The organism is Gordonia sp. WA4-43 (genome assembly GCF_020520305.1).
Taxonomy (GTDB): Bacteria; Actinomycetota; Actinomycetes; order Mycobacteriales; family Mycobacteriaceae; genus Gordonia; species Gordonia hongkongensis.
In genome coordinates this window covers 3,117,189-3,131,588 of sequence record NZ_CP084736.1, presented here as the reverse complement: position 1 = coordinate 3,131,588, position 14,400 = coordinate 3,117,189, and the positions used below count along the sequence as shown (strand labels likewise).

Below are 14,400 nucleotides of genomic sequence, written 5' to 3'. Positions count from 1 at the left end.
CCCGCTCCCTGAGGAGCGCTCGGAGCTTGCGGAGGGCGCGTCACGAAGGGTCCGGCGACCGAGTTCGAAGGGCGCCCGAACGGTGCCACTCACATTAGCGAGTCCGCATGTCCGACAACCGCACCCGCGGCCACACCATGTGGGTCGCGGTGCGCCTGTAGCGTGGTGTCCTGTCACCACGTGTGCAAGCACATCGGATAGCGAGGACCCCACATGGCACTTCATGCACTGCTCGCCAAGGCCGGCGCGACGGTCGCCACCGGCTTCGTCGGAGCCGTCGCCTACGACGCCGTACGCACCGTCGCCCGACGCGCCCCGCTGCGTGAGGGAGCCGTCGTGGCGACCACGTGGGGTATCCGTGGAACCCGCAAGGCCGAGGAGGTCGCGGAGTCGGTGCGGCTCAACACCGCCGACATCGTCGCCGAGGCGAAGGAACGGCTGGGCGAGGAGTCGACACCGCCGGGAACAGCGGTGGCTCACGACCACGACCACGATCACTGAATCGTGAGCACGTCCGCGCCGACGTACTCTCCCGAGCTGCCACCGACCGAGATCGTCGTCCGGTCGTCGGCGGCGGGCCGGGTGCGTATGACGGTTCCGTGGCTGCGGGTCACCGATCGCACTGTCGCCGACCGCCGTGCCGTGGCCATCGAGGAGAGCGTCGCCAGGGTGACGGGTGTGCGCGCCGTGCACGCCTATCCGCGCACCGCCTCGGTCGTCGTGTGGTTCCGGGCGGACACCGACCGGGATGCCATCGATCATGCGATCGCGGCGGCCACTCACGCCGACCCCGCGAATCTTCCTGACCGCGCACCGCATTCGGCCGACGTCACCAATGCCGACCTGTTGCGGATGGGCATCGGCGCGGGAGCCCTGGTCCTGCTGGGTTTCCGGCGCTACGGGTTCCGCCGTCCGCCGCTGCTCGGTCCGGCCTCGCGCACCGTCGCCACCGGTGTCACCATCTTCTCCGGCTACCCGTTCCTCCGCGGCGCGCTCCGCTCGCTGCGTGGCGGCCGGGCCGGCACCGACGCACTGGTCTCCGCTGCCACGATTGCGAGTTTGCTGCTGCGCGAGAACGTGGTCGCGCTGACCGTGTTGTGGTTGCTCAACATCGGTGAGTTCCTCCAGGACCTCACCCTGCGACGCACCCGCCGCGCCATCGCCGACCTCCTCCGCGGCACCCAGGACACGGCGTGGGTCCGCCTCGCCGACGGCACCGAGGTGCAGGTGGCCATCGACGCGCTCCACGTCGGGGACGCGGTGATCGTGCACGAGCAGGTCGCGGTGGCGGTCGACGGGGTGGTCGTCGACGGGGAGGCGGTGGTCGACCAGTCCGCGCTGACCGGCGAGAACCTCCCGGTGACCAAGCACGTCGGCGACCGCGTGCAGGCCGGCTCGGTGGTACTCACCGGCCGGATCGTCATCGAGGCCCACGCGGTCGGCGACGACACCTCGATCGGTCGGATCATCGGCCGGGTCGAGGAGGCCCAGCGCGACCGCGCTCCCATCCAGACGGTCGGGGAGAACTTCTCCCGGCGGTTCGTACCCGCGTCGTTCGCGTTGTCGGCGCTGACGCTGCTGGTGACGCGCGATCTCCGTCGTGCGATGACGATGCTGCTGATCGCGTGCCCGTGTGCGGTGGGGCTGTCCACCCCGACCGCGATCAGCGGCGCCATCGGGAACGGCGCGCGGCGCGGAATCCTCATCAAGGGCGGATCGCACCTCGAGGCTTCGGGACGGATCTCGGCGGTGGTGTTCGACAAGACCGGCACGCTGACCGTCGGGCGCCCGGTCGTGACCAACGTCGTGTCCTTCTCCGACGACTGGCAGCCCGAACAGATCCTCGCCTACGCGGCCAGCTCCGAGATCCATTCGCGTCATCCGCTCGCCGAAGCGGTCATCCGGTCCACGGAGGAACGTCGCATCGAGATCCCGACGCATGCGGAATGCGAGGTCATCGTCGGACTCGGCATGCGCACCCGCGCCGAAGACGGGCGCGTGCTCCTGCTGGGTAATCCGTCGCTCCTCGACCGGCACGGCGTCGCGATCTCCGACGACGCCATCGGCTGGGTGGACCGCTTACGGCAGGCGAGCGAGACACCGCTGCTGCTGGCCGTCGACGGCACGCTCGTCGGTCTGGTGAGTCTGTCCGACGAGCTGCGTCCCGAGGCGCGTGAGGTGCTCGACGCGCTGCGTGCCGACGGGGTCACCGAGATCGCCATGCTCACCGGCGATCACCCGGTCACCGCGGCGACCATCGCCGCCGAACTCGGCATCGAGCGGTGGGCCGCCGAGGTCACCCCTGACGACAAGCTCGCGGTGGTTCGTGAGCTGCAGGCCCTCGGCCACGTGGTCGCGGTGGTGGGTGACGGTGTGAACGACGCCCCCGCGTTGGCCGCCGCGGACATCGGCATCGCGATGGGGTTGGCCGGAACGGATGTCGCGGTCGAGACCGCGGACGTCGCGCTAGCCGGGGACGACCTGCGCAAGCTGCTCGACATCCGCGATCTGGGTTCGCACACCGTCGAGGTGATACGACAGAACTACGGTATGTCGATCGCCGTCAACGCCCTGGGGCTGGTGATCGGCGCGGGCGGTGCGCTCTCGCCGGTCCTCGCCGCCGTGCTGCACAACGCATCATCGGTTGCCGTGGTGCTCAACAGTTCTCGGCTCATCCGGTATCAGGTCGAACCGGCTCCGTCGGCGTCGGCGGAGGAAGTCCGCGCATGACCGAGGTACCCACGACGACCGCGACCTTCGAGTGTCCGGCCGGGACGATCATCGCTCGCACCGACGGACAGGTCGTGCGCGCCACCGGGATCCGCTATGCGCAGGCGGCGCGCTTCGAGGTTCCGTCCCCGCAGCCGCCGGCCGACGAGCCGATCGATGCGACCTCGTGGTCGCCCGCCTGTCCTCAGCGCAACGGCGAGGGGATCGTCCACGACACCTTCGGCGATGCCGCGCTGGGCGAGATGGTCGGCGACGAGCACGCCCAGTACGTGTCGGTCACGGTGCCGGTCGACCGTCGACCCGACGAGGCTCTCCCGGTGATGGTCTGGATTCACGGCGGGTCGTACATCATCGGCGCCGCCGACGCGCCCTGCCACGATCCGGCGGCGCTGGTCGCCGAACAGCGGGTGGTCGTCGTGTCAGTGACCTACCGACTGGGATTGTTCGGGTTCCTCGGCGACGGCATCAACCGGCCGGCGAACCTGGGCCTGCTCGACATGATCGAAGCGCTGCGCTGGGTTCAGCGGAACATCGCGTCCTTCGGCGGCGATCCCAACGCCGTCACCGTCTTCGGCGAATCAGCCGGCGGCGACGCGGTTGCACAATTGATGGCGGCCGACGGCGTGACGGGCCTGTTCCGCCGCGCCATCATCCAGAGTGCGCCCCTCGGCATCACCCGACGTCGCGAGCGGTTGCATGCGGACATGTTCGCTGCGTCGCACCAGGTGTCGGCGTCGGCGACCGTCGACGAGGTCCTGGCCGTCCAGGAGTCGATGATGGGACTCAAAGCGATTCTGCAACATGGACTTCCGGCGTTCATGTCCTTCGGTCCCCAGTACGGCCACCATCCGCTGCCACCCGAGGACGAGGTGGACGCGGTCTGGGAGAGTCGAGCGCGGGACGTCGAGGTCCTCATCGGCTGGTGCAGCCGCGAGGCCGCGTTCTTCACCGCGGCGATCGACGGGGTGTCGTCGCTCCCCGCGGTTCCGTTGGTCGGCAACCGCCTGTACGAATGCCTTGTCCAGCAACTCACCCGTGCCATCTACACGTCGGCGGCCGACCGCTTCGCCCGACGCCACCGACACGCCGGCGGCAAGGCCGCGCAATACGTCATCGACTGGGGCGCAGCAGATCACCCGCTGCACGCCGTGCACACCGTCGACATCCCGTTGCTGTTCGGGACCCCGGAGATCTGGGCCGGTGCCCCGATCCTGGCCGGACACGACGCCGATCGGGCTGCCGAGGACGGCCGCACGTTGCGACGGATCTGGGCGGACTTCGCGCGAGACGGATGGACCGCGCCGGATGATGAGCCAGGCCTGATCCGCTTCCGTTGACCGCGGCATCGCGTAGCGCGAATGCGACTGTACCCGCGGTCTCACCACGGATTGGGCGTCTGCAGCCGAATCGCGCGAAGCCGTCGACGCCCGGCGGTGGAAGCGCCGCGAGGTCAGTCGGCGGGTCGGTCGCCAACGGCAATCAGTGTGTCACAGTCGACTTCGGTGATTCCCTCGTCTGCCAGCCGCTGCAGGAACCCGACTCGCACGTCCTCGACGGCGTCGGCGTCCAGGTCGGCGAGTGCGCCGCGCAACCCGCTGCCGAGGACCATCGACCAGGAGAACTCGTCGGTCCGTGGTACGCGCAGGTCGAGAACTGACGCGGACACCTCTTCTGCGCCAAGCGATTCGAGCCACCTGACGATCTTCTCCTCGGTGTCGATCCGCGTGATGGGGTGGGGCGGTCCGTCGGACGGGGCACGCGGACCGGGTGGCGGCGGCGTGTTCGTCACGCGGGCGACCTCGGCGAAGTAGGCGCCGGTGAAGTCGTGGAGTGCATCGTCGTGCCACACCGCGACGGCGAGACGACCTCCCGGGTGCAGGAGCGGCAGCAGATTGCGCACCGAGTCGTCCATGTCCGGAAGGAAGAACACGCCGAAACCGCATGTGATCACGTCGTATTCGCCGCGCTCCCGACCGGGCAGCGCGGTCACGTCGTCGACCCGGAAGTCGATGTTGCGCAGACCGGCCGCATAGGCGCTGGTTCGGCCACGCTCCACCAGATCGGCGGCGAAGTCGACTGCCGTGACGTGCCCGTTGGGTCCGACGACCCGCGCGGCGGCCAGCGCGCTGGCACCGGTGCCGGAGCAGATGTCGAGAACGCGATCGCCCAGTGAGACCCGAGCCCGCGCTACGAGAGTCTCACCCGCCGGACCCCAGACGAGGGGAGTCACCAGGTCGAAATCGGGACTGGTCGAGTTGAAGATCTCGGCGATGCTCGGTCCTGGCATGGATTCAGCGTAGACGTGTTGACAACGGTTCCCGATAAAGTGGCGGACGTCTCAATCTCCTGCCGAAAGAACGGAGCCGTCCCTGATGGAACGCCTGGCCGTCGTCGCGATCTCCGTCGCAGGTGGGGTGCTGTTGCTGTGGGTGATCCTGGTGATCCTTCTCCTCGTCGCTCGCCCACCCGGTTTGCGTGTCAAAGACGTCCTTCGTCTACTGCCCGACACCGTCGTACTGCTGCGACGGCTGGCGGCTGACAGAGAACTCCCTCGCGGCGTCCGCGTCCGGCTGGTGCTGCTCTTGATCTATCTGGTGCTTCCCATCGACCTGATCCCCGACTTCATACCCGTCCTCGGCTACGCCGACGACGCGATCATCGTGGTGTTGGCGCTGCGTTGGGTCGTCCGCCGTGCCGGCCAGGCGGCGCTCCAGCGCCACTGGCCCGGCAGCGACGACGGTTTGGTCGCGGTGCGCCGCCTGGCCGGCATCGGCGACCCCACCCAGCCGATGGGCCCGTAGCCCGCGTCGGCGACCTCGGACGTGCTGGTGCATGTCCGAGCGCCATGCGAACATGTGTTCTATGCGCATCGAGCGGCGGGAACGGCGGGATCCGTCGATCCTGCATGCCGATCTCGACTCGTTCTATGCCTCGGTCGAGCAGCGTGATGACCCCGCACTCCGCGGTCGCCCGGTCCTCGTCGGCGGCGGCGTCGTCCTCGCGGCGAGCTATGAGGCCAAGGCGCGCGGGGTGCGGTCCCCGATGCCGGGCCACGAGGCGCGGGCGCTCTGTCCGGACGCGGTCGTCGTCCGGCCGCGGTTCGAGGCCTACATGGAGGCGAGCCGCGAGGTCTTCGACATCTTCCACGACACCACTCCCGTGGTCGAGGGGATCTCGGTCGACGAGGCCTTCCTCGACGTCGAGGGGCTCGGTCGGATCAGCGGTACGCCGCACGACGTCGCCGCGACGATCCGACGCCGCGTCCGCGAGGAGGTCGGCCTCCCCATCACGGTCGGCGGCGCGCGCAGCAAGTTCCTCGCCAAGGTCGCCAGCGCCGTCGGCAAGCCGGACGGCCTGCTCATCGTCGAACCGGGAACCGAACTCGACTTCCTGCATCCGCTCCCGGTCCGTCGACTCTGGGGGGTCGGTCCGGTCACCGAGGCCAAGCTGCACGACGCAGGAGTCGAGACCGTCGGCCAGCTGGCCGCCCTCGGGGAGCGGTCGTTGCGCGGTATCGTCGGGTCGGGTGCCGGACGGCACCTCTTCGCGCTGTCACTCGCTCAGGACCCGCGTCGGGTGGAGACCGGCAGACGACGCAGCTCGATCGGTTCACAACGCGCGCTTGGCCGACGCCCGAAGTCCGAGGCCGACCTCGAGGCGACCATCACCGCGATCGTCGAACGACTGGGCAAACGACTCCGAACGGCCGAACGCGTCTGTCGGACAATCGTTTTGCGGTTGCGCTTCGACGACTTCACCCGCGCCACCCGGTCCCGCACCCTGCTGGAGTCCACCGACCGCACCGACCTCATCATGGCGTCGGCGCGCGGCCTCCTCGCCGACGCGATGCCGATCATCCGCGAACGGGGATGCACCCTGGTCGGGTTGTCGCTGACCAACCTCGACGACCACGACAGCATCCAGCTGACGCTTCCCTTCGACACCGACCATGCCCACGAACTCGACGCGACGATGGATCTGCTGCGGGATCGGTTCGGCCGCGACTCGGTCACCCGCGCGGTCCTCATCGGACGCAACCACGGCGACGACGCACCGATGCTGCCCGACTAGCGCGAAAAGCGCGAAACGCTACTTATGCGCCCAAGCGTGACTGTGATGCCGGTGACCCCCAACACTTCTGATGTGACCACCCGATGTGGTCGCCCTCACATCCGCTGCAGAATCGAGTAAGACAATGTTGGTAGCCCTCGGCCTCGGGATGGTCGCCACCTTCATGGTGCTGATCATCACCAAGCGGGCGACGCCCGTGGTCGCGCTGATCCTCGTCCCCGTCGCCTTCGGCCTCTTCGCCGGTGCCGGCCTCGGCATCAGCGACATGATCACCGACGGCATCAAAGACCTCGCCCCCACCGCGGCGATGCTGTTCTTCGCGATCATCTTCTTCGGCATCATGATCGACGTCGGACTCTTCGACCCGGTGGTCCGGGCGGTCGTCCGCGCGGTGCACGACGACCCGGCCCGCCTGGTGGTCGGAACCGCGGTGCTCGCCGGTGTCGTCTCCCTCGACGGCGACGGTTCGACGACCTTCATCATCACGACGGCCGCACTGCTGCCGCTGTACCTGAAGCTCGGCGTCAGCCCGGTCGTCCTCACGGTCGTCGCCGGACTCACCAACGGCACGATGAACATTTTGCCGTGGGGTGGCCCCACCGCCCGCGCCGCAAGTGCGCTGAACATCGACACCAACGACGTCTTCGTCCCGATGGTCCCCGCCCTGGTGGCGGCGCTGATCGTCGTACTGCTCTTCGCCTATCACCTCGGTGTGCTCGAACGCCGGCGCATCGGCAAGCTGGAGATCCGGGATTCGATCCTCGCCCCGAAGGAAGAGGTACTGGTCGGCGCCGGCGGCGGAACCGGGTTGCCGCCCAAGGGTCGCCGGGCGCGCGGTTCGGGTTCGACGGGAACAGGCTCGGGCGCCTACGACGACGCTCCCACCGGCGATCACGATCTCAGCCGCCCCGTGGCGGGCGCCGCCGACGACGACCGCGACGCATCTTTCTCGGGCGTCCTCGACCCCAATCGGGAAACCCTGCGGCCCAAGCTCTTCTGGGTGAACGCCGGACTCACCGTGGCCCTGCTGGCCATCCTCGGTGCCGACATCGTCGCCATCCCGGTGCTGTTCATGATCTTCGCCGGCATCGCCCTGGCCATCAACTTCCCGCACATCAAGCAGCAGCAGGAGGCCATCACCCGGCACAGCTCGAGCATCGTGTCGGTGGTCGCCATGGTCCTCGCCGCCGCCGTCCTCACCGGCGTGTTCAACGGCACCGGGATGGTCGACGCCATCGCGCACTGGCTGGCCGATGGCATCCCCGACTGGATGGGCCCCCACATGGCCATCGTGATCGGCGTGCTCTCGATCCCGCTCACCTTCCTGATGAGCAACGACGCCTTCTACTACGGGGTGCTACCGGTCCTGTCCGAGACCGCGACCCGCTACGGCATCGACCCCACCGAGATGGCGCGGGCATCGATCACCGGCCAGACCGTGCACATGCAGAGCCCACTCGTCCCTGCGATCCTGCTGCTGGTCGCACTGGCCGGGATCACCCTGGCCGACCACCACAAGAAGGTCCTGTGGCGCGCCACGGTCGTCTCGCTGGTGATGCTCGCCGTCGGGGTCCTGGTCGGGGCCATCCCGTTCTGATACGGCCCAACCGGTGCATGCCGATCCACACTCCACGCGGCGATCCGTTCCCCACGGATCGCCGCGTCGGCGTGCCTGCCCCACAGCGAGCATTAGGCTGACACCATGCGTTTGCGGACGCAGGTGCTGCTCCTGCAGCTGGCGGTGATAGCGGTCAGCCTCGCGGTCGGGTTCGGTCTGGTCATCGCCGGAGCCGACGACCGGGTGCGCGACGAGTACGCACAGCGCGCGCTCGCCATCGCGCAGTCGGTCGCCGCCGACGCCGAGGTCCGCAGCGAGGTCGCCGCCCATCCCGGTGACCGGGTGGACGCGGCGGACCTGGTCGACGGCCCGCTGCAACGTCAGGCGGCGGCAGTACGAGCCCGGACCGGAGCCCTGTTCGTCGTCATCGGCAACGACCGCGGCATCCGTCTGGCACATCCCGAGGTGACGGAGCTGGCCAGGACGGTCTCCACGGACCCGTCGAAGGTGCTGTCCGGATCGAACGAGGTGAACACCGACCGGGGCACCCTCGGCGAGTCGGTCCGCGCGAAGGTCCCGGTCCTGAACGCCGACGGCGCAGTCGTCGGGTTCGTGAGCGTCGGTGTCTCCACCGAGCGCCTGGGCTCCGAGACCCGCACCGACATCGTCGCGATCGCGCTCCTTGCGCTTGCGGCACTGGGTATCGGCGCGGTGGGTTCGGTGCTGCTGGCCCGTCGTTGGCGCCGGCTCACCCTGGGTTTGGAGCCCGACGAACTGGCCGAGCTCGTCCGGGAACAGGGGGCCGTGCTGCACTCGATGGCCGACGGGGTGCTCGCCGTCGACGCCGACGGCATCGTGCGCGTCGTCAACGACCGGGCGCGTGCGCTGCTCGACATCGACGCCCCGGTCGGCACCCCCGCCGGCGACCTCGGCCTGACCCCGCGGGTGGCGACCGTCCTGGCGACGCCGACCGACGAACCCCTCGCCGCCGGTGTCGGCGAACGGGTGGTCCTGGTGAGTTCCCATCGGGTGCGGGCCGACGGTCGCGACCTCGGCATGGTCCTGTCGGTGATCGATCGCACCGACGTCGAAGCACTCAGCCGCGAGGTGGATTCGATCAGGTCGATGAGCACCGCCCTTCGCGCACAGCGCCACGAAACCGCCAACCGGATGCACGTACTCGCCGGCCTACTCCGGCACGGGCACGCCGACGAAGCGCTCGCCTACCTGGACGAGGTCACCGGAACCGGACCGGGAGGGGCGCTCCTCGGCGGACTCGACAATGTGCGCGAACCACACCTCCACGCGTTTCTCGACGCGAAGGCGGCTCAGGCGCGCGAGCGCCGGGTGGTGCTGCGACTCGGCGACCAGACCTGGATTCAGGGCGTGCTCACCGAACCCGTCGTCGTCACCACCGTGGTCGGCAACCTCGTCGACAACGGGATCGATGCCGCGACCGGACCGGACGGTGGACAGCCCGGTGAGGTCGAGGTCGAGGTCATCGCCGACGGCGACACGGTCCTGGTCACCGTCGGGGATTCTGGACCCGGCATCGCCTTCGAGGACCCCTACGACGTCTTCGCCGAGGGCGCCACGACCAAATCGGGCGCGCACGTACCCGGCGGCCGCGGTATGGGACTCGCCCTGGCCCGGCAGATCGCGCGCCGGGTCGGCGGCGACGTGTGGGTCGCCGATGCGGGGGGTCGCGGCTCCGCGGATGATGACGAACCGGGCGGGGCCGTGTTCGTCGCCCGCCTGCCCGGCGTGCTCGCGCCGACGGACGAGGCCGAAGACGACTCGTACAGCCAGACCGACGAACCGGGAGTGACCCCATGACCGACGACCTCGGCGTCCTGATCGTCGACGACGACTTCCGGGTCGCGGCGCTGCACTCCGCGATCGTCGACGCCGTCCGGGGCTTCTCGGTGCGAGCCCGGGCGGGCAGCATCGGTGCGGCACGTCAGGCGATGGCCGAGCACCCCGACATCGATCTCGCACTCCTCGACGTCTACCTGCCGGACGGCTCGGGCATCGAACTGGTCGCCGAACTCGACTGCGACTGCTTCATCGTCGGCGCCGAGACCGACGCCTCGGCGGTACGAAGCGCGATGCGTGCCGGTGCGCTCGCCTACCTGATCAAACCCTTCGACGACGCCGACCTCGCCCGTCGGTTGGCCGGCTATGCCCAGTACCGGCGGATGCTGGCGGGCGAGAACGTCGACCAGCACGCCGTCGACGCAGCGCTCTCGGCACTGCGGTTCGGCACCCGCGCCGCGGACCGGGCCGAGGGTGGCTCGCCGACCGAACAGCGCATCCTGGCGTTGTTCGCCGAGGGCGCTCCGCTGTTCGCCGACGATGTGTCGCGGGAGATCGGCATCGCGGCACCGACCGCGCGGCGGCACCTCGCGAACCTCGTGGCGGCCGGGCGGTTGACGATGTCGCTCCAGTACGGCACCACCGGCCGGCCCCGGCAGGAGTACCGGCTGCCCGGGGCGTGACAACGGGATCGGTCGGCGCGGGACGCGGGGACCGGCCCGAGGATTAGAGTGGTGATCCATGACGATGCATGTCGAGACCGGTAATCCGGATCTGATCACAGTGGATGTCCCGACCCATTGGTACAACCTCGCGGCTGAACTCGACTCCCCGATCCCGCCGCACCTGCATCCGGGCACCAAGGAACCGGTCGGGCCGGACGATCTCGCCGCGTTGTTCCCGAGCGGCCTCATCGCGCAAGAGGTGTCCACCGAGCCCTACATCGAGATCCCCGAACCGGTGCGCGAGATCTACCGGATGTGGCGGCCGTCGCCGCTGATCCGCGCGCGTCGTTTCGAGGAGGCGCTCAACACCAGGGCGCGGATCTACGTGAAGTACGAGGGTGTCAGCCCGGTCGGCAGCCACAAGACGAATTCGGCTGTCGCGCAGGCGTACTACAACAGCCTCGACGGTGTCACCAAACTGACGACGGAGACCGGAGCCGGTCAGTGGGGGAGCGCACTGGCGTTCGCGGGTGCGCAGTTCGGCATCGACGTCGAAGTGTGGCAGGTCCGTGCGTCGTACAGCTCGAAGCCCTACCGGGGGTTCCTCATCCGCACCTACGGCGGGACCATCCACCCCAGTCCGTCCGAGCTGACCGAGTCGGGTCGAGCGATGCTCGCCAAGGACCCGAACACCACGGGCAGCCTGGGGATGGCCGTCAGCGAGGCCGTCGAGGTCGCCGCCTCGAACCCCGACACCCGTTACGCGCTGGGCAGCGTGCTCAATCACGTGGTGCTGCACCAGAGTGTCATCGGGCAGGAGGCCGTCGACCAGCTCAACGCGGTGGAGCCGGGTGGTGCCGACGTCGTGTTCGGTTGTGCCGGAGGCGGTTCGAACCTCGCGGGGTTGTCGTTCCCGTTCCTGCGGGAGAAGCTGCACGGCCGCTCGGATCCGCGCGTAATCGCCGCCGAGCCCGCCGCGTGCCCGTCGATCACGCAGGGGGAGTATCGGTACGACCACGGTGACGTCGCCGGACTCACCCCGTTGCTCAAGATGCACACGCTCGGTATGGATTTCGTGCCCGACCCGATCCATGCCGGTGGTCTGCGCTACCACGGCATGGCGCCCGCGCTGAGCCACACGGTGGAGCTCGGTCTGGTGCAGGGCGTTGCCATCTCCCAGCACGACGCGTTCTCCGCGGGCGTGCAGTTCGCCCGGACCCAGGGCATCGTCCCGGCTCCCGAGTCGACACATGCGATCGCGGCCTGCGCCGCGCACGTCGCCGACAGCGACAAGGACGAGGTCGTCGTGATCGGACTGTCGGGCCACGGGCAACTCGATCTGCCCGCGTATGCCGAGTTCCTCGAGGGCAACTTCTGACTCGACCCGGAACCGTGATCCCGGCGATGCGGACGGTCGGCATCGACCTGTCCGCATCGCCGGCGAAAACTGCTGTCGCATGCGTCGATTGGGATGCCGACAAGGCCGTGCTCACCGATCTCGTCGTGGGCGCGGACGACACCGCCGTCCGGCGCCTCGTCGAGGGGGCGACCCGCATCGGGATCGATTCCCCATTCGGCTGGCCTGACGAGTTCGTCGACTTCGTCGTCGCGCATCATCGCAACGACTTGCCGAAGGGGCGAGAACTCGACGACATCGCCCGTCGACGACCACTTGCATTACGTCGCACCGATCTGCGGATCGTCGACGCCGGCGTCGGTCGCCCGCTCAGCGTGTCGGCGGACCAGATCGCGCACGTCGCGTTCCGATGCGCCGGCCTGCTCTCGGACCTGGGAGTCGACGACCGCGTCGACGGGTGGGCGGTCGAGGCGTACCCCGCGGGGGCACTCAAACGATGGGGACTGACCTCGCGCGGATACAAACGTGCCGCCAACGTTTCGGTGCTCGCCGGACTCGTCGTGGCATTCGAAGAAGCTGCGCCATGGTTGGATCTCGGCGATCATGCCGAGACCATGGCCCGTGACGACGACGCGTTCGATGCCGTGATCACCGCAATGATCGCGCGTGCCGCCGAGCTCGGCCGGACCATCTTGCCCGATGCCACCGACCGGCCGGTCGCCGCGCGGGAGGGTTGGATCCACGTACCCACCGCCGAACTGGCGGAACTGATCTGAGTCGTGGTCTCGATCAGTCCAGCGACAACCGCATGAGCACGCGTGGGAACCCGGCGAGGACGGACGAGGTGTCGGCCGCCTTGGTGAAACCGGCCTTCTCGAACAGGCCGCGGGTCCCGACGTAGGCCATCGTCAGATCGACTCTGGCGCCCTGATTGTCGACGGGATAACCCTCGATCGCCGGCGCACCGTTCGACCGCGCGTAGTCGACGGCCCCGGCCAGCAGTGCGTGCGAGTTCCCCTGCTTGCGATGACCGGGGCGGACCCGGATGCACCACACCGACCACACCGGCAGGTCGTCCACGTGGGGGATCTTCCGGTTCCGGGCGAAGGTCGTGTCCGCGCGCGGCGAGACGGCCGCCCAACCGACGACCTCGCCCGCGTCGTCGTAGGCGAGCACACCCAGCGGAATGCCGCTGTCGCACAGCTCTTTCACGAACTCTCCGCGCTGCTCGCGGACCAGCTCCTGGTTCTGCTTGCTCGGGATGCGGTAGCTCAGGCACCAGCAGACGTTCGACGTCGGTTTCTTCGGGCCGACCATCGTGGCGATGTCGTCAAAGATCGTCGCGGGCCGGACCTCGATGGGCATGCGTCCCATCGTCGTCGGCTCGGTCCGGGACGGCAAGCGGGCCGGTGTCAGCCCTGTGGCTGTCGCTCACGCCCCTGCTCCCTCATCCGAAAGAACGACATAACCATTGCTCCCTGAGGTGCGAGGAGCGCCAGCGACAAGCCACGAAGGGTCAGGGAGCCGACTGTGCCGGTCCGGCCCCGAAGACGGTCCGGTACCAGATCGCGGTGAGGATCTCGATGGCCGTGTCGTCGTCGGGTACGGGCCCAGCGGCGTCACCGCGGACCGCAAGCCAGGTCCAGCACGTGGATTCGAGGGTCGCGACCAGCGCGGACGCCAGCGGTTCGAGCGGCAGGCCGATGGAGTACCCAGCGCGCTCGGCACCTTGCAGACCGGACAACACCTGCTTCACACCGGACACCCGGTTGGCCAGCCAGCGGTTGCGGAAATCGTCGTCGGTCATCGACATCTGGAACAGGCCGATGATCTCGGGCAGGTACTTCTTGTATGTCGTCCAATACGCGGTCACGGCCGCGCGGACGCTCGCCTCCGGCTCGGTGTGCCGGGTCGCGAGCGACTGCTCCACCACTTCGTCCGAGAACTGATCCAGCAGGGCTTCGAGCAGTCGGTCTTTGCTGTCGTAGTAGTTGTAGAACGAACCGGTCGACCGGCCGGCAGCGGCGGAGATGTCCGAGATCTTGGTGTTCAGGTAGCCCTTTTCGGCGAACGTCCGGCGCGCGGCGTCGAGAAACGCGGCCTCGGTCTGGCGACCTTTGTTCGTCGGCGGCACCGTGAGCTCCTTCCGCGGACCGATTCTCCATCGAACCATGTGGACGGTCGATGACCGCACTCGGATCGAC

At 68.8% G+C, this 14,400-nt stretch carries 13 protein-coding genes; 10 read left to right on the top strand and 3 right to left on the bottom strand.

Annotated features, from left to right (window positions below):
- Nucleotides 1-213: 213 nt before the first annotated feature.
- The 3 genes from LEL84_RS13945 to LEL84_RS13935 all read left to right on the top strand — a co-directional run bounded on the left by LEL84_RS13945 (nucleotide 214) and on the right by LEL84_RS13935 (nucleotide 4,067).
- On the top strand, nucleotides 214-501 hold the full coding sequence (locus LEL84_RS13945; protein ID WP_058252919.1) for a DUF1490 family protein: 288 nt from the start codon (nucleotides 214-216) through the stop codon (nucleotides 499-501).
- A gap of 87 nt (nucleotides 502-588) precedes the next feature.
- Nucleotides 589-2,730: a heavy metal translocating P-type ATPase gene (locus tag LEL84_RS13940; protein ID WP_159371999.1), complete on the top strand. Its 2,142-nt coding sequence runs from the start codon at nucleotides 589-591 to the stop codon at nucleotides 2,728-2,730.
- On the top strand, nucleotides 2,727-4,067 hold the full coding sequence (locus LEL84_RS13935; protein WP_226511941.1) for a carboxylesterase family protein: 1,341 nt from the start codon (nucleotides 2,727-2,729) through the stop codon (nucleotides 4,065-4,067). The genes LEL84_RS13940 and LEL84_RS13935 overlap by 4 nt, the downstream gene beginning before the upstream one ends.
- A 113-nt stretch (nucleotides 4,068-4,180) precedes the next feature.
- Here the strand turns inward: LEL84_RS13935 and LEL84_RS13930 are convergent, their stop codons facing one another.
- Nucleotides 4,181-5,017: a class I SAM-dependent methyltransferase gene (locus LEL84_RS13930; protein WP_226511940.1), complete on the bottom strand. Its 837-nt coding sequence runs from the start codon at nucleotides 5,015-5,017 to the stop codon at nucleotides 4,181-4,183.
- Between the two features lie 85 nt (nucleotides 5,018-5,102).
- Here LEL84_RS13930 and LEL84_RS13925 point away from each other — a divergent pair, with 85 nt between their 5' ends.
- The 7 genes from LEL84_RS13925 to LEL84_RS13895 all read left to right on the top strand — a co-directional run bounded on the left by LEL84_RS13925 (nucleotide 5,103) and on the right by LEL84_RS13895 (nucleotide 12,972).
- On the top strand, nucleotides 5,103-5,531 hold the full coding sequence (locus LEL84_RS13925; RefSeq protein ID WP_226511939.1) for a YkvA family protein: 429 nt from the start codon (nucleotides 5,103-5,105) through the stop codon (nucleotides 5,529-5,531).
- 61 nt (nucleotides 5,532-5,592) lie between these two features.
- Nucleotides 5,593-6,801 carry a DNA polymerase IV gene (dinB, locus tag LEL84_RS13920; protein WP_226511938.1) on the top strand — a complete coding sequence of 403 codons (1,209 nt, stop codon included), beginning with the start codon at nucleotides 5,593-5,595 and terminating at the stop codon, nucleotides 6,799-6,801.
- An 85-nt stretch (nucleotides 6,802-6,886) separates the two neighbouring features.
- Nucleotides 6,887-8,398: a CitMHS family transporter gene (locus LEL84_RS13915; RefSeq protein ID WP_264186651.1), complete on the top strand. Its 1,512-nt coding sequence runs from the start codon at nucleotides 6,887-6,889 to the stop codon at nucleotides 8,396-8,398.
- 105 nt (nucleotides 8,399-8,503) lie between these two features.
- Nucleotides 8,504-10,195: an ATP-binding protein gene (locus LEL84_RS13910; protein WP_226511937.1), complete on the top strand. Its 1,692-nt coding sequence runs from the start codon at nucleotides 8,504-8,506 to the stop codon at nucleotides 10,193-10,195.
- Entirely contained in the window at nucleotides 10,192-10,857 is a 666-nt protein-coding gene (locus LEL84_RS13905; protein ID WP_226511936.1) for a response regulator, read from the top strand. Before LEL84_RS13910 ends, LEL84_RS13905 begins: the two co-directional genes overlap by 4 nt.
- 58 nt (nucleotides 10,858-10,915) lie before the next feature.
- Nucleotides 10,916-12,217 carry a TrpB-like pyridoxal phosphate-dependent enzyme gene (locus LEL84_RS13900; protein WP_226511935.1) on the top strand — a complete coding sequence of 434 codons (1,302 nt, stop codon included), beginning with the start codon at nucleotides 10,916-10,918 and terminating at the stop codon, nucleotides 12,215-12,217.
- A gap of 26 nt (nucleotides 12,218-12,243) precedes the next feature.
- A complete protein-coding gene (locus tag LEL84_RS13895) occupies nucleotides 12,244-12,972 on the top strand; it encodes a DUF429 domain-containing protein (RefSeq protein WP_226514321.1) in 729 nt (242 codons plus the stop codon).
- Nucleotides 12,973-12,985: 13 nt separating this feature from the next.
- Here LEL84_RS13895 and LEL84_RS13890 read toward each other — a convergent pair whose 3' ends face one another.
- Both LEL84_RS13890 and LEL84_RS13885 read right to left on the bottom strand, forming a co-directional pair.
- The gene (locus LEL84_RS13890) at nucleotides 12,986-13,561 is read right to left on the bottom strand and encodes a GNAT family N-acetyltransferase (protein WP_226511934.1); all 576 of its coding nucleotides are present in this window, start codon (nucleotides 13,559-13,561) and stop codon (nucleotides 12,986-12,988) included.
- Nucleotides 13,562-13,712: 151 nt separating this feature from the next.
- Nucleotides 13,713-14,330: a TetR/AcrR family transcriptional regulator gene (locus LEL84_RS13885; protein ID WP_226511933.1), complete on the bottom strand. Its 618-nt coding sequence runs from the start codon at nucleotides 14,328-14,330 to the stop codon at nucleotides 13,713-13,715.
- Between the last annotated feature and the right edge of the window lie 70 nt (nucleotides 14,331-14,400).

Coding starts and splice junctions, on each gene's coding strand:
- LEL84_RS13945 (WP_058252919.1), top strand. CDS start 214: ATGGCACTTCATGCACTGCTCGCCAAGGCCGGCGCGACGGTCGCCACC.
- LEL84_RS13940 (WP_159371999.1), top strand. CDS start 589: ATGACGGTTCCGTGGCTGCGGGTCACCGATCGCACTGTCGCCGACCGC.
- LEL84_RS13935 (WP_226511941.1), top strand. CDS start 2,727: ATGACCGAGGTACCCACGACGACCGCGACCTTCGAGTGTCCGGCCGGG.
- LEL84_RS13930 (WP_226511940.1), bottom strand. CDS start 5,017: ATGCCAGGACCGAGCATCGCCGAGATCTTCAACTCGACCAGTCCCGAT.
- LEL84_RS13925 (WP_226511939.1), top strand. CDS start 5,103: ATGGAACGCCTGGCCGTCGTCGCGATCTCCGTCGCAGGTGGGGTGCTG.
- dinB (WP_226511938.1), top strand. CDS start 5,593: ATGCGCATCGAGCGGCGGGAACGGCGGGATCCGTCGATCCTGCATGCC.
- LEL84_RS13910 (WP_226511937.1), top strand. CDS start 8,504: ATGCGTTTGCGGACGCAGGTGCTGCTCCTGCAGCTGGCGGTGATAGCG.
- LEL84_RS13905 (WP_226511936.1), top strand. CDS start 10,192: ATGACCGACGACCTCGGCGTCCTGATCGTCGACGACGACTTCCGGGTC.
- LEL84_RS13900 (WP_226511935.1), top strand. CDS start 10,916: ATGACGATGCATGTCGAGACCGGTAATCCGGATCTGATCACAGTGGAT.
- LEL84_RS13895 (WP_226514321.1), top strand. CDS start 12,244: ATGCGGACGGTCGGCATCGACCTGTCCGCATCGCCGGCGAAAACTGCT.
- LEL84_RS13890 (WP_226511934.1), bottom strand. CDS start 13,561: ATGCCCATCGAGGTCCGGCCCGCGACGATCTTTGACGACATCGCCACG.